Below are 19,837 nucleotides of genomic sequence, written 5' to 3'. Positions count from 1 at the left end.
CCGGAACTCAGCTTCCGGGCCTTTTCTTTTGCAGGCCGGACACGACGCGCTCGGCGGTGTGCGTTCGCGCTTCGCCAACGCCCATGCCTGTTCATTCGCGAACGGCGACCGTGCATCGCCGCAAGCGCGGTGGCGGAGGGCAGGGGATGGCGTCACGGTCTGGTCATCGAGGGCCGGTCGTTCGGTCCTCTCCCTGACACAGGACACGCCGTCATGAAGACCGTCGCCGCCATCGCTCCCATTCTCGCTCTCGCCGCCGCCCTTACCGTTGCGGCGCCGGCCGCGCCCGCCTTCGCCGCCGACCTGACCGTCGCCTTCCCGAGCGCCGCGCCCCAAGGCCAGATCATGGTCGCCGTCTTCAACAGCGAGGCCAACTATGGCGGCGAGGGTCAGCCCGCCCAGGTCGCCATGCTGGATGTCTCCGCCGGCCAGACCAGCATCACCTTCGACGGCCTGCCCGACGGCGACTATGCGGTGCGCGCCTTCCACGACCTGAACGGCGACGGCAAGATGAACACCAATCCCTTCGGCATGCCGGTCGAGCCGTTCGCCTTCTCCAACAACGCTGTCGGCAATATGGGACCGGCGTCTTGGGACCGCGCCAAGTTCGCCGCCGCCGGCGCGACGACCCAGTCGATCGACCTGAAGTAAGCGACGAAAGCCGGAGTTCGATCATGACCCCCTCCCGCCGTTCTTTCCTGATGGGCGCTGCTGCGCTGTCCGCCGCCGTGGCTACGCCTGAAATGGTCCGCGCCGCCGCTGCGGTGGACGCCGTCGCCGCGACGAAGGCCGACTGGGCGCTGGCGACCCAGGACGTCGAAGGCGACATCGCGCGCCGGACGATGCGCCTGATCCACGGTCGGGCGCCGGCGGGATTGCAGGGCGCGCTGTATCGCAACGGGCCGGCCAAGTTCCGGCGGCCGGGCGGGTCGGCGACCCACTGGTTCGACGGCGACGGCATGATGCGCGCCTTCCGCATCCAGGACGGCCAGGCGACGCTGGAGGCGCGATTCGCCGACACGCCCAAGCGCCGCACCGAAACGGAGCTGGACGCGGTGGTTACGCCGGGTTTCGGCACCAAGGGCGACGCGCGCGCCCGCATCGGCTCAAACGACGACGCCAACGCCGCCAACACCGCTGTCATGGTCACCGGCGATCAGGTCTGGGCGCTGTGGGAGGCAGGGTCGCCCCTGGCCCTGTCGGCGTCGGACCTGTCGACGCGCGACTTCGTCACCCTGCGCGACGACCTGAAAGGCATGCCCTTCCAGGCCCACCCGCGCTACGCCCCTGACGGTTCGATCTGGAACGTGGGATCGGCGGGCGGTCAGGCCGTCATCTGGCGCCTGCGCCCGGATCGTAGCCTGAGCGACGCCCAGGTCGTGCCCCTGCCGCGCGCCAGCTATATGCACGACTTCACCGCCACCGACCGGCACGTGATCCTGGTGCTCCAGCCTTGGGTGTTTGCGACCCACGCCATGCCGGTGACCGCAGGTCTGGCCTGGAGACCCGAGATGGGGACGCAGGTCCTGGTGCTGGACAAGGACGACCTGTCCAGGCGCCGCCTCTATGAACTGCCGGGCTTCTTCCATTTCCACCTGGGCGACGCCTGGGCCGAGCGCGACGGCACGATCCGCTTCGATGTCGCCGCCAGCGGCGATCCTCGTTTCGCGGTCGATGGCGCGCGGGTTCTGGTGGACGGGCATGGGGTCGTTCCGGGCGATCCGGCGAAACTGGCGCTGATCACCCTGCGGCCAGACGGCCGGGCCGACATGACGTACAGCGATGTCGTGGGCGAGTTTCCGAAAGCCGACCCGCGTCGCGCGGGGCTGAAGCGCAGCCTGACTGCCCATACCTCCGGCGAGTCTCGTGGCCGGCCCTTGCCGACGGGATTGGCGGTCCACGACTGGGACAGCGGTCGCTCGCACGCCTTCGAGTTCGGCGTGCATCAGGTGGTCGAGGAGGCGGTCTTCGTGCCCAAGCCCGGCGCGACGGCGGAACGGGACGCCTGGCTGGTCGGACCGTCGGTCAATCTAAAGGACGGGCGCACCGAACTGCACGTCTTCGACGTGGCGCGGATCGAGGACGGCCCGGTCGCGACTTGGCAGGCGGACGTGGCCCTGCCGGCCGGCTTCCATGGCGTGTGGGCGGGATAGTTTGGTCGGGCACAACCCTTGCTGGCCTTCACGGTTCGAAAAGGCTGACGTGCCAAGGTGAGACCATGACCCCCGTCCAGACGCCCGCCGATCTTCGCCCCATCACCGCCCTGCGCTTCGGCGCGGCCATGTGGGTCGCCGTCTACAGCTTCTGGGAAAACCTGGCGGGCGCGGGTCAGTCGGGCCTCGTCGCCAAGGGCTATCTGGGTGTCGAGCTGTTCTTTGTCCTGTCCGGCTTCATCCTCAGCCACGTCTATCTGGCGGCAGCGGGCGAGAAGCGGTTCTCGTATCGCGGCTTCCTGTGGGCGCGGATCGCGCGCGTTTATCCGCTGCACATCGCCACCCTGATCGGCGTGGGGCTGCTGGCGGCCGCCGCCCTGTTCGCCGGCATGAGCGTCGACGCCAATGTGCTGAGTTGGGCGTCGCTGCCCGCCAACCTCTTCATGGTCCACGCCTGGGGGTTGGCGCCGGTCGCGGGCTGGAACCATCCGTCCTGGTCCATCTCTGCGGAGTGGTTCGCCTATCTGTGCTTCCCGCTGTTCGCCTTCGTCTTCTGGCGCCTGCGTCATCGGCCGATCGCGGCGGTGGTCGGGGCTGCGGCCTTCCTCGTCATCCTCTATTCCGTGTTCGAGCAACTGGCCGGCTTCGCCCTGACCGAGGCGACGATCCGCTGGGGCGCGCTTAGGATCGTGCCGTGCTTCGCCTTGGGCTGCGCCCTCTATCTCGTTTATCGCCGCGCGCCGTTGAAGGCGCCGTGGCTGTGCGCCGCCGTCTCGTTCGGCCTGATGGTGCTCAGCGCCGCGCTCGGCCTATGGGACGGCGTCACGGTTCTGCTGGCCGGCGCCCTGATCCTGTCGCTGGCCTCGCTGCCTAATGAACGCGCCGGATGGCTGGCGTCAAAGCCGGCCGTCTACCTCGGCGAGATCAGTTATTCGGTCTATATGGTCTGTGTGCCGTGGAAGCTTCTGGCGGTCGGTCTGGCTGCGAAACTGTTCGACGCGCCGGAGAAGCAGCTTCAAATTTTCGTGTGGTTGGCGATCCTGGCCCTGCTGCCGGTTGTTGCGGCCGTCTCCTATCATCTGGTCGAACGCCCGGCGCGCAAGGCTCTGAGGGACATGGCCGACAAACGCGCCAAGCGTCACGACAAGGTTTCAGAAGGAAATATGAAGCACGGCGATATGCCGAAACAACTTGCGACAGGGCGTGATCCCGTGGCCTAAAGGGCGCTTCCAAAGGCGGGTCGGGATACCCCAAGCATGCTGAAACGGCTCAAAGCCGCCGCAGTTGCGGCGACCCTCGGTTTTTTTGCGCTGGGCGCCGTTCCCTCCACCGCAAAGGCTGATGAGCCCTATTGGCAGTGCGTGACCTTCGCGCGCATGTTTTCCGGCATCAACATCTTCGGCGACGCCTGGACCTGGTGGCGTCAGGCCGCCGCCAACTTCCGCACCGGCAAGGCCCCGGAAACCGGCTCGGTTCTGGTCTTCCGTCCCGAGGGCCGCATGAGCCGGGGCCACGTCGCCGTCGTCTCCGACATCCTGACCGACCGGGTGGTGCGCGTGACCCACGCCAACTGGGGCGGCAGCCGCGGCAAGGTCGAAGAGAATGTCACCGTCGTCGACGTCTCGCCCTCCAACGACTGGTCGCAGGTCAAGGTCTGGTACAATCCGATCAACGACTTGGGCACCACGGTCTATCCGACCTACGGCTTCATCTACAAAGGCGCCCGCGACGCCTTCGACGCCGGCCGTCAGATCGCCGCCAACGTCTCGGCCCAAGGCCAGCATTAAGGGCCGGCGCCAAGCTTGCACCGCCCGGCATCGCGGGCGATAGGCGGGCATGACCCAATCCAGCGACATCACCTACGCCGGCTATCTGGCGTTGGACGACCTGCTTTCGACCCAGCATCCGCTGTCGGACCAGCACGACGAAATGCTGTTCGTCGTCATCCATCAGACCAAGGAACTGTGGCTCAAGCAGATCCTGCATGAGACGGCCCTGGCCCAGTCGATGGTGCGCGCCGGCGACCTGGTCCCGGCCTACAAGAGCCTGGCGCGCGTTTCCCGCATCCAAGCGGTGATGACCCACAGCTGGGACATTCTGTCGACGATGACGCCATCGGACTACCTGCGGTTCCGAGAGTCGTTGGGATCATCGTCCGGCTTCCAGAGCGACCAGTTCCGACGTTTCGAGGCCATACTGGGCCTGAAGGACGCCAGCTTCCTGAAGTTCCACGAAGACCGCCCCGAGGCCCTGGCCGCGCTTCAGGCCGCCATCGCCGCGCCCAGCCTTTACGATGACGCCCTGGCTCAACTGGCCAAGGCCGGTCTGCCGGTGCCCGGCGAGGTGCTGAACCGCGACGTGACCCAGCCCTATCAGCCGTCCGAAGCCGTCGAGGCGGCCTGGCTGGAGGTCTACCGCGACACGGAGCGGTGGTGGGTCCTGTATCAGCTGGCCGAGAAGCTGGTTGATCTGGACGACGCCCTGCTGACCTGGCGGCACAAGCATGTCGTCACGGTCGAACGCATCATCGGTCGGCGTCGCGGCACGGGCGGAACCGAAGGCGCCGCCTATCTGGCCTCGACCCTGACCAAGCGCTGCTTCCCCGAGCTGTGGTCGCTTCGCACCAAACTTTGATGTCGCAGGCGGCAACCTTCGCCGCGCCGGGCCATTTCGCCGTTTGACCGCAACAGCGGAAGGAATGGACGAGATGAGCAACCCCAACGCCCACGACATCAAGGTTCTGAACGGCCTGATCGAAACGACGCTGGACAGCGCGGACGGCTATCGCGAAGCCGCCGAACAGACGCAAGACCCGCACTACCGCACCCTGTTCGAGCGCCGCAGCAGCGAACGCCAGCAGGTCGTCGACGATCTGTCGGCCGCCGTGCGCGGCCTGGGCGGCGATCCGGAATCCGATGGGTCGATCCTGGCCAAGGCGCATCGCGCATTTCTGGATGTGAAACACGCCCTGCTGCGCAACGACGATTCCGTCGTCGGTTCGATCAACTCGGGTGAGGGGGTCATCGCCAACAAATATGAAAAGGCGCTGGAGGACACCGGCATTTCCGCCACCACGCGCGAGACGATCCGGCGCGCTTATGCGGCGGTGAAGACCGAGCATGAGCAGATGGAGGCCTTGAAACACAGCCTCGAAGGCCAGCGCGACGCGGCCAACCCCTTGTTCCCGCAGTAATCCCGGACTCACGGAATTGCAAAAGGCCCCGGCGTCACCGCCGGGGCCTTCGTCATTCGATCGTCTAGCCCACGCTCAAGCAGCGCGAAGCGCGTTAGCGCACCACAAAGTGGCCTAGGCTTCTTCGGTCTTGGCGGCCGAACCGGTCTCCGGAACGACGACGCCCTTGGCGGGACGAACCGTCTGGCGCTCGGCGATACGGGCCGACTTGCCGCGACGATCGCGCAGATAATAGAGCTTGGCGCGACGCACGACGCCGCGGCGCTTCACTTCGATCGACTCGATGTTCGGCGACAGGATGGGGAAGCGGCGCTCGACGCCTTCGCCGAACGAGATCTTGCGGACCGTGAATGTTTCGCTGATGCCGCCGCCGTCACGGGCGATGCAGACGCCTTCGAAGGCCTGAACGCGCTCGCGCTCGCCTTCCTTGATCTTCACGTTGACGCGCAGGGTGTCGCCGGGCTGGAATTCCGGGATTTTGCGTTCGCCCAGGACGCGGGCTTTTTCTTCGGCGTCCAGCTGTTGAACGATGTTCATGTCATTTCTCCTCGGGCTTTGCGCCCTTTAGCTGTGAGTTGGCGAGATGCGCCTGCCAGAGGTCCGGCCGCCGCTCCCGCGTAGTGGTCGCCCGCTGCGCCTCGCGCCATCCCGCGATCTTCTTGTGATCGCCCGACAGCAGCACCTCGGGTATCTCAAGCCCCTCGAACGTCCGCGGTCGCGTGTACTGCGGGTGTTCCAGGAGCCCATCCTCGAAGCTTTCGGACGACAGGCTGTCGCCTGAGCCGAGCACGCCGGGGATCAGTCTTACGCACGCCTCGATCGCGACCATCGCCGCCGCCTCGCCGCCGGCGAGAACCGCGTCTCCGACCGAGACCTCCTCGAACCCGCGTGCGTCCAGCACCCGCTGATCCACCCCCTCGAAACGACCGCACAGCACGACGATCCCGTCGGCCTTGGCCCATTCTTTGACGCGCGCCTGGGTCAGGGGCCGACCCCTGGCGCTCATGTACAAAAGCGGCCGCTTGGGTCCTGGCAGGCTATCCACCGCCCGGGCCACCACGTCCGCCTTCAGCACAGCTCCCGGGCCGCCACCCGCAGGGGTGTCGTCCAGGAAGCCGCGCGTATCTGTGGAAAAGGCGCGAATGTCAACCGTCTCCAAGCTCCACAAGCCCTTCTCGCGCCAGGCCGTGCCAATCAGCGACACGCCGAGCGGGCCCGGAAAGGCCTCGGGAAACATGGTCAGGACGGTGGCGGTGAACGGCATGGCGGCGGCTCTTACACCAAACGCGCAGGAAATGCGCGTCAGCCGATCACCTGCGCCATGCCGATGGATTTCGGCATGGTCGGCGCAAAGCCGTATTGTGCATACAGTCGGTTCGCCTCTCCGTCCGCGATCAGGCTGACGTAGGCGCCCTGCGCGTGACTGTGCAGCCGCTCCATCAAGGCCGTCATGATCGCTTTTCCCAGGCCGCGCCCCTGATGTGCGGGTTCGATGGCCATATCGACGATCTGGAAGAAAAGACCGCCGTCGCCAATTATCCGCCCCATGCCGACCGCCTGACCGTCATGGCGCACGACTACGGCGAACCAGGTATGCGGCAGGCCGGCGATGGCGTTCGCCTCAGCTTTTGGGCTCAGGCCAGCGTTGATCCGGAGGCGGAGATAATCGGCGACCGAAGGCGTTTCGGCCGTCAGCTCATAGCCGGCCATCATGCTTTCGGCGCCCCGCCGCCTGCCGCGATCCAGCTGTCCACCTGATCCTCCAGCACGTCCAACGGCACCGAGCCGGAGCCCAGCACGACCGCGTGGAAGTCCTTGATGTCGAACCGGTCGCCCAAGGCCGTCCTGGCCCGGTCGCGCAGTTCCTCGATCTTCAACTCGCCGATCTTGTAGCTGGTCGCCTGGCCGGGGTTGGTGATGTAGCGCTCGACTTCCTTTTCGATGTCGCGCTCGGACAGCAGGGAGTTCTGGCGGAAATAGTCCATCGCCTGCTCGCGGCTCCAGCGTTTGGCGTGCAGGCCGGTGTCGGTCACCAGACGCACCGCGCGCCACAGCTCGGTCGAGAGCCGGCCGAAGTCGGAATAGGGGTCCTGATAGAAGCCCATCTCCTTGCCCAGCTGTTCGGCATACAGCCCCCACCCTTCCGCATAGGCGCCATAGCCGCCGAACCGGCGGAAGCGCGGCAGGCCCTCGATCTCCTGCGCATAGGCGATCTGGAAATGGTGGCCCGGCGCGCCCTCGTGATAGCTGATGCCCTCGATCTGGGGCTTCAGCACCTGGGTCATGTCCGACAGATTGACGTAGTAGATGCCCGGCCGCGACCCGTCCGGCGCGGGCGAGTTGTAGAAGGCGATCGAGGCCGTCGCCTCTCGGAACGGCTCCACCGCCCGCACCTCCAGCGCCGCATTGGGCAGGGTCGAGAACCACTGCGGCGCCGCCGTCATCACCTGGGCGATGAAGCCGCGCGCGTCGGTCAGATACTGTTCCTTGCCCTCGGGCGTGTTCGGATACTGGAACCGTGGATCGGTCTTCAGGAAGGTAAAGAAGTCCTGCAGCGAGCCGGTGAAGCCGACCTGGGTCTTGATGGTCTCCATCTCGGCCTGGATGCGGGCGACCTCGGCCAGACCGATCTGATGGATCTGGTCGGCGGTCAGGTCGGTGGTCGTCGAGAGCTGGAGCCGGGCGTTGTAGTAGGCCTCGCCCTGCGGTAGGCGCCACACGCCCGCATCGCTGTCAGCCTTGGGCTGCACCTCGGCCAAGGCTGTGAGCACGGTCTCGAACCCGGCCTTATAGGGACCGGTCAGGGCGGCGCGGGCTTCCGACAGCAGCCGGTCCTTCGTCGCCTGATCGGTCTCCAGCGCCGCGACCTTCTTGGTGAAGTCGGCCCATACCGGATTGTCCGCGCCACCGTCGAAAGGCGCGCCGGTGATGACGTTGCGGGTGTTGGCGATGGACGGCGCGAAGACGAAGCGCGGCGAGACGACGCCCGCCGCCGCCCGCTGACGCAGTTCCTCGGCCACCTGATCCATCTGCGTCTCGGCGGCCTTGATCCGCGCGACATAGGCCTCGGCGTCGGCCACGCTAGAGACGCGGTGGTTGTTGATCAGAAAGACCGGCAGGCTGGTGGTCGGATTGCCGTTGGCGGCGAACTGAAAGCCCCAGTCGCGCCACTGGTTCGACAGCCGCGCCTGCTCTGGACGCCATATTCGAACATCCGCCACGACAGCGCCGCCTGCGGCCCCAGCTTCTGCGGATCGAACTGGGCCTTCATCTGCGCCAGCTGCGCCTCCTGAAGCGCCAGGGCCCGGTCGGCGGCGGCGTCCGACACGTCGTCCAGCTTGTCGTAGTCGGTCTTGATCCCCAGAGACGTCATCTGCTGCGGGCTCAGCGCGATCCGCGCCTGGAAGGCCTGTTCAAAGAAGGCGTTCAGCCGCGCGTCCTCGCTTTCAGCCGCGGCTGTCTGTGCGGGGGCGGCGGTTTGCGCCAGCGCGGGCGCGGCGGACAGCACCGCCATCATGGCGGCGGACGAGATCAGAAGACGACGCATGAATAACCCCTCGTGAAACAGGGGCGCACCTTCGGGGTCGCGTGCGCGCGGCGCAAGCGCTCAGTGCCCCCGGAGTTGCGGCGATCGGACACGCCGGCAGCAAAATCTTCGATACGGCGTCGCTTGATGCAACCCAAGTTCAGGGTCGGCGTTTGGACGAAACTTGACCATACCAACAAGGGTTCAAACCATGCGCAAGATCATCACCCTGTCCATCGTCGCCGCCGCTCTGGCCGTGTCGGCCTGCAACACCATCGCCGGCGCCGGCCGCGACGTCTCGGCCGCCGGTTCGGCCGTTACGCAAGGCGCCAACGACGCCAAGAACTAAGGCTTTTTCAAAAGCCGATGTTGGAAAGGCCCGCCGGATCCCGGCGGGCCTTTCTCGTATCCGTCGCATGACGGTGTTACGGTGCGCCATCATTCAGGAGACGGCGATGGGCTTTCTGGACAATGTGGTGAAGGGTCTCGGCGACGACGCCGCAGGCGGTCTGAGCGATCTGCTCAAGGGTCAGGGCGGCGTCGGCGGACTGGCCGAGAAGTTCGGTCAGGCGGGCCTGGGCGATGTCATCGGCTCCTGGGTCGGCACGGGGCCGAACGCCAACATCTCGCCCGAGCAGATCAGGGCCGTCCTCGGCCACGGCCCCATCGCCGACATCGCCGCCAAGATGGGCGTGACCCCCGAACAGGCCGGCGAGACCCTGGCCGGTCTTCTGCCCGAAGCCATCGACCGCCTGACCCCCGGCGGTCAGATCGAAGGCGCCGACGACCTGCTTGGCAAATTGCCGGGCGGCCTGGGCGATATGATCGGCGGCTTTCTGAAGCGCTGAGGTTTATCGCAGTCGCCGCTTTTCGACCGTCAGCCTGATCCATTCGAGTATGCAGAAGACCACGGCGACCAGGCCAAGCGCGGCGGCTAACTGGAACATCGGCGCAAAGCCCGCGCGATCAACAAGTTCGCCCAGGGGTGCTCTTCCCAGCGTGCCGATCAAGAGCGCCAAAGAAGTAAAGACGGCGAACTGAACTGCTCCAAACAACCTGTTTGACAATGCGGACAGATAGGCGACGAAGGCGGCGCCGGCGAAGCCGCCTGCGATGTTCTCTCCGGCGATGGCGACCATCAGGCGAGCGAGAGGTTCACCGACCCCGGAGGTCGAGAATAGTCCATATAGCCCCGTCGCCTGCATGAAGGGATCGATCACCGGCGCTCCCAAGGCGAGGTCCATCATCAGCAGATTGGTCGCTGCGCTCAGAACGGCTCCGATCAGCAGGCAAGGCATGCGGCCGATGACGATAAGCGCCCACCCTCCGAGGCCGATCCCCAGCAACGTCATCACCACGCCAAAGGTTTTGGACGCAAGCGCCACCTCGGTCATTGTCCGCCCTAGGGCGCCGCCCTCTGTCCCCAAGTAAAAGGGATAGGCGAAAGGCCCCCAGACCCCATCGGTGATGCGGTAGCTGAGAATTAGACCCAGCACGATCAAGGCGCCCCAGCCAAGCCTACCCATAAGTTCAACGAGCGGAGCGAGGATGGCATCATAGAAGCGCTCTGCGAGCCCGCCGTGCGATGTGTTTTGGGAAGGCGGCATCGACCGGCCTCGCCACACCAGAAATCCAGCCAATCCAGCAGGCAGCAAGACGGCTGCGGTCACGATCCAAGCCCCCCAGGTCTGTATGAACTCGCCCGCGCTGGGGGCAGGGGCAGTCGTCAGCGCCATGAGCATGAATCTGATCAACATGAAGGCGGCCCATCCCCAAGCCGCGAGTGTCAAGATGAGTGCGATCCGGCGCAGGGCCGGAGTAGCGATGCGCTCACGAGCGATCGCCTGAGTGGCGGCTACGACCGGCTCTGGCGCGATTATGGAGCCGAGCAGCCCCAACCCCATCAAGCCTGCGCCGATCAAGAAGGTGGCAGGCCAGCCGAGATTATCCGCCAGAATCAGGGCGCCGGCGCCGCCGACTAGAGCCGCTGTGCGAAAGCCGAGTTGATAGACCGCAGATAGCAGGTCCACAGGCGCCCGGTCGTCCGCAGCCTCGATCCGCCAAGTGTCGATCACGATGTCCTGTGTCGCTGATGCAAACGCGCCCAGCGCAGCGGCCAGCGCCAAAAATCCGATGGCCCCGGTTGCTGGGTGTGACAGCGCGATAACGACAAAGGCTGCCGCCAAGACGATCTGACAGATCATCATCCACGACCGCCTTTGTCCCAGCCGGCAGACGCCCGGCAAACGCAGCCCGACGGCCGGCGACCAAAGAAACTTGAAGGCGCCGAACAAGCCGACCCAGGACAGGACGCCTATCGTAGCCACGGATACATCCACCGCAGACAGCCAAGCGTTCAGGGTGCCGAACAACATGGCGAAGGGCAGGCCAGAGGAGAAGCCCAGCAGCAACATCGCCAGCGTGCGCCGCTCTCTAAAGGCGGCCTTGATGACCCCGAAGCCCTTGGGCTGGGGCCGCAGCGCGGCGACTTCTTCTGCAGGGGTAGCTTGATCGGTCATGCACGGCTCCGGCGCGGCGGCCGGAAACGCGGGCGCCTGTAACTCAGCCGACCTTGGCGCGGATGTCGCGCTTCGTCCAGCGGGCGAGGGCGGCGCGAAGGGCCTCGGCGTCCAGCGGTTTGACGATATGGTCATCCATGCCGGCTTCCAGGCAGGCGCGGCGGTCCTCGGCGAAGGCGTTCGCGGTCAGGGCCAGGATCGGCGTCGTGTCGCCCGACGCGCGAATGGCGCGGGCGGCTGCGGGCCCGTCCATGCCGGGCATCCGCATGTCCATGAAGACCACGTCATAGCGCGCGCGTTTCAGCGCCGCGACGGCTTCGTCGCCGGTGGCGGCCGTCTCGACGGTGCAGCCCTCGCGTCGTAGCAGGGTGCGGGCCAGAAGCGCGCCGACGGGATTGTCCTCGGCCAACAGGACGCGGATGCCGGCGAACTGCACGGGGGCGACGCGGTCGTCTTCGACCGGAGCGGCTGAGTGGGCGCTGGACTTGTCGGGCGTCTCGGCGCCGATGGCGGCCAGGACGCGTTCGGCCAGGGACGCGCGGCGCAAGGGCTTGATCAGGTAGCCGTGGAAGCCGACCGCGCGGTAGCGGGCGATCAGGTCGCGCTCGGCCGGTTTCAGCAGGATGATGCCGCGACCGCTCGAAGGCAGGGCCGCCAGCGCGCCCGACGGCGCGTCGGCGTGATCGACCAGGGTCACCGGGGCCGCATCCGCCACGACGCCGCCCGAAGCCTCGATCTGGGCGCGAGCCGCCGAAAGGACAAACGGATCGACGGCGCGCACCGTGACCGTTTGGCCGCGCAACGGCTTGTCGCGCGCCACCGCGACGGCGGCGAAGGCGGCCTCGAACCGGAAGCGGGCGCCCCCGCTGGTTGCGGCGCCGTCGGGCCGGTTTTCGACCTTTACCGAGCCGTCCATGGCGGCGGCCAGCTTTCGCACGACCGCCAGACCCAGGCCCGCCCCATCCTGGCGGACCGCGTCGGAACTGTCGGCGTGGCCGAATTCCTCGAAGATCCGTGTGCGCGCCTCGGGCGCGACGCCGGGGCCGGTGTCGTCGACCAGGAAGGCCAGACGCGGGCGCGCCGCGCTGCCGCCGACGCGCTCGACCGAGATGCGCACGCCGCCAATTTCGGTGAACTTCACGGCGTTGCCCGCCAGGTTGAAAAGCACCTGACGCAGCCGGCCTTCGTCCGCCAGCACGTCGGGCGCGTCGGCGGCGACCGACCAGACGATCTCCAGCCCCTTGTCGTGGGCGCGCGGGCTCAGCAACTCGGCGACGCCGCGCACCAGACCTTCCAGATCGACGGGCGCCAGGTCGAACTCCAGCGCCCCGGCCTCCAACCGCGCATAGTCCAGCAGATCGTTGACCAGACCCAGCAGATGTTCGGCCGACTGGCGCGCGTTCTCGGCATAGGCGCGCTGGGCGCCGTCCAGCCGGGTCCGCTGCAACAGGTTGATCATGCCGATGACGCCGTTCAGCGGCGTGCGCATCTCATGGCTCATAAGCCGCAGGAACTGCTGGGCGGGGTCAACGGGCGCGCTCGTCCGCTCCTCGATCCGCTTCGTCGCCGTCCGTCGCGTCATGACCGCCTCCCCATCAGGCACGGAGACTAGAAGAGGACAGTTAAGGATGTCTCCACCATGACGCGGGCGCCTCACGCGTGCAGGAAGGGCATCTGCTCGTCATCGCCCTCGCGCAGGCCGAAGCCTTCATGGCGCTGCGCCACGCGGCGGTCGAAGTCGGCTTCGGCGCCAATGGTGGTGCGGCGGTAAATCAGGGCCTCGGCGATGTGGCGACGCAGAACGCCGGTGCTGCCGTCCAGGTCGGCGATGGTGCGCGCGAGGCGCAGGGTGCGGGTCCAGCCGCGCGCGGTCAGGCCGCCGGCCTCGCCCGCCCGCATCAGCAGCATCCGGCCCGCCTCGTCCGGCGTGGCGAACCGATCCAGCGTGGCGCCGGAGGCGCGGGCGTTCAGGCCTTGGGCGGCGTCCAGCCCCGCCTCGCGCACCCGGTCCTCCTGCATGGCGCGAGCGGTCGCGACGCGCGCCCGCGCCTCGGCCGTGCCCTCGGCGGGCGGGGGCAGGGCCATGTCGGCGGCGGTGACGGGCGGCGTCTCCACCGTCAGGTCGATGCGGTCGAACATCGGACCCGAGACGCGGTTCTGATAGTCGCGCTGACAACGCGGCGCCTTGCCGCACGTCCCGCGTCCGGCCCCGCCCATGCCGCAGCGGCACGGGTTCATCGCCGCAACAAGCTGGAACCGCGCGGGATAGCGGATGTGGGCGTTGGCGCGGGCGACAACGATCTCGCCCGTCTCCAGCGGCGCCCGCAGCGAGTCCAGGGCCTGGGCCGAGTATTCCGGCAGTTCGTCCAGAAACAGCACGCCATTGTGCGCCAGCGACGCCTCGCCGGGCTTGGCGCGCAGGCCGCCGCCGGTCAGGGCCGCCATCGAGGCGGAATGATGCGGGCTGCGGAACGGGCGATCGCGGGTCAGGGCGCCGCGTTCGATCAGGCCGGCGACCGACCAGACCATCGAGGTTTCCAGCAGTTCTTGAGAGGTCAGGGGCGGCAAGAGGCCCGGCAGCCGCTGCGCCATCATCGACTTTCCCGACCCCGGCGGGCCGATGAACAACAGGTTGTGGCCGCCCGCCGCCGCGATCTCAAGCGCGCGCTTGGCGCTTTCCTGGCCCTTGACCTCGCGCAGGTTGGGCACGGCCTTGCCGTCCGCCAGCGGTCCGGGCTCGGGCGCGCGCAGCACCTGGGTTCCCTTGAAATGGTTGACCAGGCTGATCAGCGAGCGCGGCGCGAGGATGCGGGCGCCGCCGGCCCAGGCGGCCTCGGGTCCCGTCGCCTCGGGGCAGATCAGACCCAGGCCCATGGCGTCCGCGGCGACGGCGGCGGGCAAGGCGCCGCCGACCCGCGCGATCTGGCCGTCCAGCCCCAGCTCGCCGATGGCGGCCCAGCCGTCGAGCGCATCGGGCGCGATCACCCCCATGGCCGCCATCAGGGCCAGGGCGATGGGCAGGTCGAAATGACTGCCCTCCTTGGGCAGGTCGGCCGGCGCCAGATTGGCGATGATCCGTTTGGCGGGCAGGGCCAGGCCGATGCCGGCGAAGGCTCCGCGCACCCGCTCCTTGCTTTCGGCCACCGCCTTGTCCGGCAGGCCCACGATGTTGAAGATCGTGGGCCCGTCATTGCCGATCAACTGGACCTCGACGTCCACGCGCCGGGCCTCGACCCCGTCAAAGGCGACCGTGACAACCCGCGCGACCATGTCGTTCTCCCACCTGAGCGAGAGAACGAACCATGAACTCAAATCTAATTCAAGTGACGATCACGCAACCTGCGCGGCGCGTTTGGCCTCGATGGCGTCCCACATCAGGGCCGTGGCGTCGATGCCGGTGAAGGCCTTCAACTGCTGGGCGCCGGTGGGGGAGGTGACGTTGATCTCGGTCAGATAGTCGCCGATCACGTCGATGCCGACGAAGATCAGGCCGCGTTCCCTCAGCGTCGGGCCGATGGCGGCGCAGATTTCCAGGTCGCGCGGCGTCAGCTCGACCGGCATGGCCGTGCCGCCGACGTGCAGGTTCGAGCGCACCGCGCCCGCCGCCGGGACGCGGTTGATGGCGCCGACCGGCTCGCCGTCGATCAGCAGGATGCGCTTGTCGCCCTTGGACACGGCGGGAATGAACTTCTGGATCACCAGCGGATCGCGGCTGCCTGCGGCATGGATCTCGATCAGGGCGTCCAGATTGGGATCGTCGGCGCGCAGCTTGATCACGCCCGAACCGCCGTTGCCGTGCAGGGGTTTCAGAACCACCTCGCCGTGCTTCTTGTGGAAAGCGTCAAGCGCGACAGGGTCGGCCGAGATCAGGGTCGGCGGTTGCAGGCCGGGGAAGGCGGTGACCATCAGCTTTTCGGGGGCCGACCGCACCTGGGCCGGGTCGTTGACCACCAGGGTCCGGGGATGCACCGTCTCCAGCAGATAGGTGGCGGTCACATAGGCCATGTCAAACGGCGGGTCTTGGCGCATCAGGATCACGTCCACGTCCTCGGCCAAATCCAGCTTTTCCCAGTCGCCGAAGTCGACGTGGTTGCCGACCTCGCGCCGTACGGTGATCGGGCGGGCGCGGCAGTAGAGGCGACCCTCTTCCAGCGCCAGGGTGCGGAAGTCATAGACCCACTGGTTGTGACCGCGCGCCTGGGCCGTCTCGGCCATCAGGAAGGTGGTGTCCCCGGCGATGTCGACGGCCTCGATCGGGTCCATCTGGATGGCGACTCTGAGGGTCATTTTTCTTGGCCTATCGCGCGTCGCGCTACTTGAGGCCCGTTGGGCGCGCCGCGCTCCGGGCCAATGGATGTTCGGTGTTCTTGCGGCGCTCAGTCCAGCTGACGCGCTTCTTCGGCCAGCATGATCGGCACGCCCTCGCGGATCGGATAGGCCAGTTTGGCGCCCGACGAGATCAACTCGTTGGCGTCGCGGTCGTAGGTCAGCTTGCCGCGCGTGACCGGGCAGACCAGCACCTCCAGCAGACGGGGATCGACGGAGACCGGGGTGTTGAAAGCATCACTCATTTTTCTTGGCCTATCGCGCTGGCGCTACATGAGGCCGTTGTAGGGGGCGTCGTTGCATCGCGCTACTGCATGGACGGCGCGGCGTCGTCACCGCCGTCGGCGGCGTCGATGCGCATCAGGGCGGTCAGGGCCTCGGCGCGGGGCATCAGGCCCATGGCCTCCAGCAGCGCCTGTTTCTCGGCCGGTTCGAACGGCAGCGCCATCGACAGGCTGTTGACCAAGGCCTCCATCGGCGCGGTCTCGGCCGTCTCCCAATCGATGTCCAGGAGCCGGTGGGCCATATAGGCGCGCAGGGCGTCGAGGAAGGCGTCGCGGTCGAAGTCCGGCTCCTCGGGCGGGGAGACCAGATCATCCTCATAGGCCTCGAACGCCGCGCGAACCTGGCGATAGGGGGTCTTGGACGGCATTTCGGCGGCGATGCGGAACCGAGACGCGCCGGTCAGGGTGATCAGATAGCGCCCGTCGGAGGTCTCGGCGAAACTGGTGATCCGACCCGCGCAGCCGACCGGCGACAGGCCGGGCAGAGCCGGGGTGCCGCCCTTGGGCTGGACCAGGCCGATGATCCGGTCGCCAGCCATGGCGTCGTCCACCATGTTCAGATAGCGCGGCTCGAAGATGTTGAGCGGCAGCTGTCCACGCGGCAGCAGGATGGTCCCGCCCAGCGGAAACACCGGGATCACCTGGGGCAGGTCGAGGGCGCGAACGTAACCCTGGGGCATCTTTTCTCCTTGGCCTATCGCCCTTCAGGCGACTTGAGGCCGGTGGCTCCGCGCTTACGAAAACAGAATGGACGACAGCCGGCGACGACCATCCTTAGACACGTCCGAGGTCAGGCCGGCCGCCTCGAAGATGACCAGCAACTGTTTGCGGGCCGCCTGATCGTTCCACTCGCGGTCGGCCTGGATGATGGCCAGCAGATTGTCGACCGCGCCCTTGAAGTCGCCGGCCGCGCTCTGGGCTTCGGCCAGGTCGAAACGCGCCTGATGATCGTTCGGATCGGCGGCGACCTTGGCCTCGAGTTCGGCCGAGGCGCCGGAAGGGGCTTTAGACGCGAGGGCCAGTTGGGCGCGCACGCTCTGGACCGTCGGCTCCTTGGAATCCTGCGGCGCCATGGCGATTGTCTGAGCCGCCTGTTCGGGGTCGCCGCCCGCCAGATAGACCCGCGCCATGCCGGCGATGGCCTTCTCGTTCTCAGGCTCGATCGACAGGACGTGGGCGAAGGCCTGGGCCGCGCCGCCGAAGTCGTTCAGGCCCAGCGATTCCTCGCCCAGCTCCAGCAGTTGCGCCGTCTCGGTCGAGCCGCCCTGACCGCCGGTCAGCTTGTCGATGAAGGCCTTGATCTGGCTGTCGGGAATGGCGCCCTGGAAGCCGTCGACCGGCTGGCCGTTGACGAAGGCGTAGACCGTCGGGATCGACTGCACCCGCAGCTGGCCCGCATAGGCCGGGTTGGCGTCCACATCGATCTTGACCATCTTCACCGCCCCCTTGGCGGCGCGGACGGCCTTCTCGAGCGCAGGCCCCAGCGTCCGGCACGGCCCGCACCAGGTCGCCCAGAAGTCGACGATGACCGGCTGATGTTTCGACGCCTCGATCACGTCGGTCATGAAGGAGGCGTCCGTGCCTTCCTTGATCAGGTCGCCGGCGGCGTCGGGGGTCAGGGTCGGGTCGAGCAGGGTCATGGGCGAGGTCCGCGCAGAGATCGGTCAGGTTCAACGGTTCAGATGGCGTGGGGATGCGTCGGCATCAAGCCGGGAAAAGGTCGCGCCGGGATTTCAGACGGCAGTCGTGAAAAACACCGTCTAATTCGTCTAATTCGTCTGACTTCCCCCGCCGCTCGTCTGCCTCATTGTGCCGGACTTTGCGAGATGGGGCCTGTGCGGCAAGGTTCAAGCGGTTGGCGATGACGATGGTGTAAACGCAACGCTGCCGCGTTCCTCGCGACATTCCCGAAGTCCAACAGGATAGGTGCCGCGACCGCTTCGGCATCGCCGCTAACCTGTCTTCAAGCAAGCCTGCCGTATTCAGGTTGAATGCTGAACAACCAAAACAGCCCCACCAAAAAGCCGCTGCCGCTGGCGGAGCGCGCCGCCGGTCGCAGGGTGCGCTTTGGTGAGGTGGCGTCGAACGCCCTCAGCAATGATCAGAGGGTCCTGGCGGCCGCCTTCGCGCCTTTGAACACAAAGCGCAGCCTGTCGGAGGGCATTGAAGGCGGAAGCGCAGCCGTCCTTCCTTTGGGCATGGTCCATGGCTTTTTAGCCTTTGTCGCGCTCTTTACGGGCGATTGGTCCAGTCTGGTCGTGCATGGGGTGCTGACGGGATTTGTGATCCTGGCCTATTACGCCATCGTGTATGGACGCACGATCTGGCCGAACTGTTTTGTCCTCGCCTGGCTCGTGGTGGAAATCACGTGCGGCCGGTGGCTGTTCGACTACAGATTGGGCGGCAGCTATATGAACATCTTCGCCCTGCCGGTCGCGATCCTTGGCGTGCGGGCGTCGTGGAGAAGGGCGCGCCTGGCGAAGGTCTGATTTCGCCCTATGGGTTCACGCGCCCATCGCCTCGAAATCCAACACCACCGGTTCCCGCTCCAGCAGCGCCAGCACCCGCCGGAAGGCCGACTGATCCAGGGCGGTGGTCGCCGTATTGGTCAGGGGGTGGAAGTTGACGATGTCGGCGTCCCACAGGCGCTGGTCCAGGACGAAGGTCACGCGGCGGTCGATGTCGTTAATCAGGCCCAGCGCCGTGACCGAGCCGGGGCGGACGCCCAGCGTTTCCCACATCAGGGCCTCGGCGCCGAATGACAGGCGGCCCGAGCCCATGACGGCGGCGGCGCGTTTCAGGTCGATCACCGTGTCCTGACGCGCCGAGATCAGCCACAGCCGGCCTTTGTGATCCTTCAGGAACAGGTTCTTGGTGTGGGCGCCGGGCAGGTCGGCCTTGAGGTCCAGCCCTTCCTCGACGCGAAAGACGGCCGGGTGGTCGTGGATCACGTGATCCACGCCGTTCGCCTTCAGCCAGACGGTCAGGGTCTCGCGGTCGAAAGCGGGTGCGTCAGTCATGGTTGAGCCGTCGGGTTTCGGGCGTTAGGAAATGGTCATGGTCGATACCGTCAACACGCGCCCGCTGGAACTGGAATGCTATCCGATGACGGCCCGGCCGCCGGACCTGGTGCCCGGCCGCCAGTCGCGCAACTGGATGGACGCCTTCATCAGCCGCCACCCCTATCGCTGCCTGCCGCTGAACATGGCCAACACGACGGGGTGGGAAATCCTGTGCCCCTTCGGCTTCTCGGCCGAGTGGAACGGCGGTCCGCGCCAGGAGGACATCGTCATCACGCCGGATCGGCCCCAGCACGATCTGGCCCATTTCGTCACCTCGCACTTCTCGCGCGGGGTGCTGACCATGCATCCGCAATATCTGTTCCGCACGCCGCCTGGCTGGGGGATGATGTGTTCGGGGTCGCCCAACCATGTGAAGGACGGCATCCAGCCGCTGGTCGGCCTGATCGAGACGGACTGGCTGCCCTTCCCCTTCACGATGAACTGGATCTTCACCCGGCCGGGGCGGATCACCTTCGAGAAGGGCGAACCCTTCTGCTTCATCAATCTGATCGAGCACAAGAAGGTCGAGCAGTTCCAGCCGATCATCCGCACGCTGGAATCCAACCCGGTGATGAAGGGCCAGTTCGAGGCCTGGAACCGCGCCCGCACTGACTTCAACCAGCGTCTGGCCGGCGGCGATCCGGATGCGGCCAAGGAGGCCTGGCAGCGCTACTACTTCAAGGGCGAGGTGCCGGAGGATCTGGGCACGGCGCCGGCGACCCACTCCAACAAGCGCCGGCTGAAGTCGCCGCGCGTGGGGTGAAAGAAAAAGCC

At 66.9% G+C, this 19,837-nt stretch carries 23 protein-coding genes; 10 read left to right on the top strand and 13 right to left on the bottom strand.

Annotation, left to right across the window (positions count from 1 at the left end):
• Nucleotides 1-213 precede the first annotated feature (213 nt).
• The 6 genes from ABIB58_RS13465 to ABIB58_RS13440 all read left to right on the top strand — a co-directional run bounded on the left by ABIB58_RS13465 (nt 214) and on the right by ABIB58_RS13440 (nt 5,346).
• Nucleotides 214-651, top strand: a complete 438-nt coding sequence (locus ABIB58_RS13465; RefSeq protein ID WP_045811820.1) for a DUF2141 domain-containing protein — start codon at nt 214-216, stop codon at nt 649-651.
• A 23-nt stretch (nt 652-674) separates the two neighbouring features.
• Nucleotides 675-2,153: a carotenoid oxygenase family protein gene (locus ABIB58_RS13460; protein WP_354041516.1), complete on the top strand. Its 1,479-nt coding sequence runs from the start codon at nt 675-677 to the stop codon at nt 2,151-2,153.
• 65 nt (nt 2,154-2,218) lie between these two features.
• Complete coding sequence (locus tag ABIB58_RS13455; protein ID WP_354041513.1) at nt 2,219-3,373, top strand: acyltransferase family protein; 1,155 nt, start codon at nt 2,219-2,221, stop codon at nt 3,371-3,373.
• Nucleotides 3,374-3,409: 36 nt separating this feature from the next.
• On the top strand, nt 3,410-3,940 hold the full coding sequence (locus ABIB58_RS13450; protein WP_017505014.1) for a CHAP domain-containing protein: 531 nt from the start codon (nt 3,410-3,412) through the stop codon (nt 3,938-3,940).
• Between the two features lie 49 nt (nt 3,941-3,989).
• The gene (locus ABIB58_RS13445; protein WP_354041508.1) at nt 3,990-4,787 is read left to right on the top strand and encodes a tryptophan 2,3-dioxygenase; all 798 of its coding nucleotides are present in this window, start codon (nt 3,990-3,992) and stop codon (nt 4,785-4,787) included.
• A gap of 73 nt (nt 4,788-4,860) precedes the next feature.
• Nucleotides 4,861-5,346, top strand: coding sequence for a PA2169 family four-helix-bundle protein (locus tag ABIB58_RS13440; protein WP_354041505.1), 486 nt, complete (start codon nt 4,861-4,863; stop codon nt 5,344-5,346).
• 114 nt (nt 5,347-5,460) lie between these two features.
• Here the strand turns inward: ABIB58_RS13440 and rplS are convergent, their stop codons facing one another.
• The 5 genes from rplS to ABIB58_RS13415 are packed head-to-tail and all read right to left on the bottom strand — an operon-like array spanning nt 5,461 to nt 8,893.
• Entirely contained in the window at nt 5,461-5,883 is a 423-nt protein-coding gene (gene rplS, locus ABIB58_RS13435; RefSeq protein WP_017505017.1) for a 50S ribosomal protein L19, read from the bottom strand.
• Between the two features lies 1 nt (nt 5,884).
• Nucleotides 5,885-6,610: a tRNA (guanosine(37)-N1)-methyltransferase TrmD gene (trmD, locus tag ABIB58_RS13430; protein WP_017505018.1), complete on the bottom strand. Its 726-nt coding sequence runs from the start codon at nt 6,608-6,610 to the stop codon at nt 5,885-5,887.
• Nucleotides 6,611-6,648: 38 nt separating this feature from the next.
• Nucleotides 6,649-7,056 carry a GNAT family N-acetyltransferase gene (locus tag ABIB58_RS13425; RefSeq protein ID WP_354041498.1) on the bottom strand — a complete coding sequence of 136 codons (408 nt, stop codon included), beginning with the start codon at nt 7,054-7,056 and terminating at the stop codon, nt 6,649-6,651.
• The gene (locus ABIB58_RS13420; RefSeq protein ID WP_354041495.1) at nt 7,056-8,567 is read right to left on the bottom strand and encodes a DUF885 domain-containing protein; all 1,512 of its coding nucleotides are present in this window, start codon (nt 8,565-8,567) and stop codon (nt 7,056-7,058) included. The genes ABIB58_RS13425 and ABIB58_RS13420 overlap by 1 nt, the downstream gene beginning before the upstream one ends.
• Entirely contained in the window at nt 8,450-8,893 is a 444-nt protein-coding gene (locus ABIB58_RS13415; RefSeq protein WP_354041492.1) for a DUF885 family protein, read from the bottom strand. Before ABIB58_RS13415 ends, ABIB58_RS13420 begins: the two co-directional genes overlap by 118 nt.
• Before the next feature lie 190 nt (nt 8,894-9,083).
• Between ABIB58_RS13415 and ABIB58_RS13410 the strand changes: the two genes are divergently transcribed.
• Nucleotides 9,084-9,221, top strand: a complete 138-nt coding sequence (locus tag ABIB58_RS13410; RefSeq protein WP_039247129.1) for an entericidin A/B family lipoprotein — start codon at nt 9,084-9,086, stop codon at nt 9,219-9,221.
• Nucleotides 9,222-9,327: 106 nt separating this feature from the next.
• A complete protein-coding gene (locus ABIB58_RS13405) occupies nt 9,328-9,720 on the top strand; it encodes a YidB family protein (protein WP_354041489.1) in 393 nt (130 codons plus the stop codon).
• A 3-nt stretch (nt 9,721-9,723) separates the two neighbouring features.
• Here ABIB58_RS13405 and ABIB58_RS13400 read toward each other — a convergent pair whose 3' ends face one another.
• The 7 genes from ABIB58_RS13400 to trxA form a co-directional block, all read right to left on the bottom strand.
• Complete coding sequence (locus ABIB58_RS13400; protein WP_354041485.1) at nt 9,724-11,391, bottom strand: AmpG family muropeptide MFS transporter; 1,668 nt, start codon at nt 11,389-11,391, stop codon at nt 9,724-9,726.
• 43 nt (nt 11,392-11,434) lie between these two features.
• The gene (locus tag ABIB58_RS13395; protein ID WP_354041482.1) at nt 11,435-12,973 is read right to left on the bottom strand and encodes a response regulator; all 1,539 of its coding nucleotides are present in this window, start codon (nt 12,971-12,973) and stop codon (nt 11,435-11,437) included.
• Between the two features lie 71 nt (nt 12,974-13,044).
• Nucleotides 13,045-14,661: a YifB family Mg chelatase-like AAA ATPase gene (locus ABIB58_RS13390; RefSeq protein ID WP_354041477.1), complete on the bottom strand. Its 1,617-nt coding sequence runs from the start codon at nt 14,659-14,661 to the stop codon at nt 13,045-13,047.
• 60 nt (nt 14,662-14,721) lie between these two features.
• Nucleotides 14,722-15,678: a glutathione synthase gene (gene gshB, locus ABIB58_RS13385; RefSeq protein ID WP_354041474.1), complete on the bottom strand. Its 957-nt coding sequence runs from the start codon at nt 15,676-15,678 to the stop codon at nt 14,722-14,724.
• 89 nt (nt 15,679-15,767) lie between these two features.
• The gene (locus tag ABIB58_RS13380) at nt 15,768-15,962 is read right to left on the bottom strand and encodes a Trm112 family protein (protein WP_039246583.1); all 195 of its coding nucleotides are present in this window, start codon (nt 15,960-15,962) and stop codon (nt 15,768-15,770) included.
• A 62-nt stretch (nt 15,963-16,024) separates the two neighbouring features.
• Nucleotides 16,025-16,681: an LON peptidase substrate-binding domain-containing protein gene (locus tag ABIB58_RS13375; RefSeq protein ID WP_354041469.1), complete on the bottom strand. Its 657-nt coding sequence runs from the start codon at nt 16,679-16,681 to the stop codon at nt 16,025-16,027.
• Nucleotides 16,682-16,735: 54 nt separating this feature from the next.
• Nucleotides 16,736-17,641 carry a thioredoxin gene (gene trxA / locus ABIB58_RS13370; RefSeq protein WP_161640742.1) on the bottom strand — a complete coding sequence of 302 codons (906 nt, stop codon included), beginning with the start codon at nt 17,639-17,641 and terminating at the stop codon, nt 16,736-16,738.
• 351 nt (nt 17,642-17,992) lie between these two features.
• Here trxA and ABIB58_RS13365 point away from each other — a divergent pair, with 351 nt between their 5' ends.
• Complete coding sequence (locus tag ABIB58_RS13365) at nt 17,993-18,490, top strand: hypothetical protein (RefSeq protein WP_354041465.1); 498 nt, start codon at nt 17,993-17,995, stop codon at nt 18,488-18,490.
• A gap of 15 nt (nt 18,491-18,505) precedes the next feature.
• Here the strand turns inward: ABIB58_RS13365 and ABIB58_RS13360 are convergent, their stop codons facing one another.
• Nucleotides 18,506-19,021, bottom strand: a complete 516-nt coding sequence (locus tag ABIB58_RS13360; RefSeq protein ID WP_354041463.1) for a prolyl-tRNA synthetase associated domain-containing protein — start codon at nt 19,019-19,021, stop codon at nt 18,506-18,508.
• Nucleotides 19,022-19,058: 37 nt separating this feature from the next.
• Here ABIB58_RS13360 and ABIB58_RS13355 point away from each other — a divergent pair, with 37 nt between their 5' ends.
• The gene (locus tag ABIB58_RS13355) at nt 19,059-19,826 is read left to right on the top strand and encodes a DUF6065 family protein (protein WP_156146787.1); all 768 of its coding nucleotides are present in this window, start codon (nt 19,059-19,061) and stop codon (nt 19,824-19,826) included.
• The last annotated feature ends 11 nt before the right edge of the window (nt 19,827-19,837 follow it).

The organism is Brevundimonas sp. UYEF29, from assembly GCF_040546195.1.
Lineage (GTDB): Bacteria > Pseudomonadota > Alphaproteobacteria > Caulobacterales > Caulobacteraceae > Brevundimonas > Brevundimonas huaxiensis.
This window is presented reverse-complemented; position numbering and strand designations above follow the sequence as displayed.

Bases quoted from the DNA above. Each gene is read 5' to 3' on its own strand.
- rplS (WP_017505017.1), bottom strand. From the start codon at position 5,883: ATGAACATCGTTCAACAGCTGGACGCCGAAGAAAAAGCCCGCGTCCTG.
- ABIB58_RS13375 (WP_354041469.1), bottom strand. From the start codon at position 16,681: ATGCCCCAGGGTTACGTTCGCGCCCTCGACCTGCCCCAGGTGATCCCG.
- gshB (WP_354041474.1), bottom strand. From the start codon at position 15,678: ATGACCCTCAGAGTCGCCATCCAGATGGACCCGATCGAGGCCGTCGAC.
- ABIB58_RS13365 (WP_354041465.1), top strand. From the start codon at position 17,993: ATGCTGAACAACCAAAACAGCCCCACCAAAAAGCCGCTGCCGCTGGCG.
- ABIB58_RS13425 (WP_354041498.1), bottom strand. From the start codon at position 7,056: ATGGCCGGCTATGAGCTGACGGCCGAAACGCCTTCGGTCGCCGATTAT.
- ABIB58_RS13410 (WP_039247129.1), top strand. From the start codon at position 9,084: ATGCGCAAGATCATCACCCTGTCCATCGTCGCCGCCGCTCTGGCCGTG.
- trxA (WP_161640742.1), bottom strand. From the start codon at position 17,641: ATGACCCTGCTCGACCCGACCCTGACCCCCGACGCCGCCGGCGACCTG.
- ABIB58_RS13405 (WP_354041489.1), top strand. From the start codon at position 9,328: ATGGGCTTTCTGGACAATGTGGTGAAGGGTCTCGGCGACGACGCCGCA.
- ABIB58_RS13440 (WP_354041505.1), top strand. From the start codon at position 4,861: ATGAGCAACCCCAACGCCCACGACATCAAGGTTCTGAACGGCCTGATC.
- ABIB58_RS13465 (WP_045811820.1), top strand. From the start codon at position 214: ATGAAGACCGTCGCCGCCATCGCTCCCATTCTCGCTCTCGCCGCCGCC.
- ABIB58_RS13380 (WP_039246583.1), bottom strand. From the start codon at position 15,962: ATGAGTGATGCTTTCAACACCCCGGTCTCCGTCGATCCCCGTCTGCTG.
- ABIB58_RS13450 (WP_017505014.1), top strand. From the start codon at position 3,410: ATGCTGAAACGGCTCAAAGCCGCCGCAGTTGCGGCGACCCTCGGTTTT.
- ABIB58_RS13445 (WP_354041508.1), top strand. From the start codon at position 3,990: ATGACCCAATCCAGCGACATCACCTACGCCGGCTATCTGGCGTTGGAC.
- ABIB58_RS13460 (WP_354041516.1), top strand. From the start codon at position 675: ATGACCCCCTCCCGCCGTTCTTTCCTGATGGGCGCTGCTGCGCTGTCC.
- ABIB58_RS13455 (WP_354041513.1), top strand. From the start codon at position 2,219: ATGACCCCCGTCCAGACGCCCGCCGATCTTCGCCCCATCACCGCCCTG.
- ABIB58_RS13395 (WP_354041482.1), bottom strand. From the start codon at position 12,973: ATGACGCGACGGACGGCGACGAAGCGGATCGAGGAGCGGACGAGCGCG.
- ABIB58_RS13355 (WP_156146787.1), top strand. From the start codon at position 19,059: ATGGTCGATACCGTCAACACGCGCCCGCTGGAACTGGAATGCTATCCG.
- ABIB58_RS13415 (WP_354041492.1), bottom strand. From the start codon at position 8,893: ATGCGTCGTCTTCTGATCTCGTCCGCCGCCATGATGGCGGTGCTGTCC.
- ABIB58_RS13390 (WP_354041477.1), bottom strand. From the start codon at position 14,661: ATGGTCGCGCGGGTTGTCACGGTCGCCTTTGACGGGGTCGAGGCCCGG.
- trmD (WP_017505018.1), bottom strand. From the start codon at position 6,610: ATGCCGTTCACCGCCACCGTCCTGACCATGTTTCCCGAGGCCTTTCCG.
- ABIB58_RS13360 (WP_354041463.1), bottom strand. From the start codon at position 19,021: ATGACTGACGCACCCGCTTTCGACCGCGAGACCCTGACCGTCTGGCTG.
- ABIB58_RS13400 (WP_354041485.1), bottom strand. From the start codon at position 11,391: ATGACCGATCAAGCTACCCCTGCAGAAGAAGTCGCCGCGCTGCGGCCC.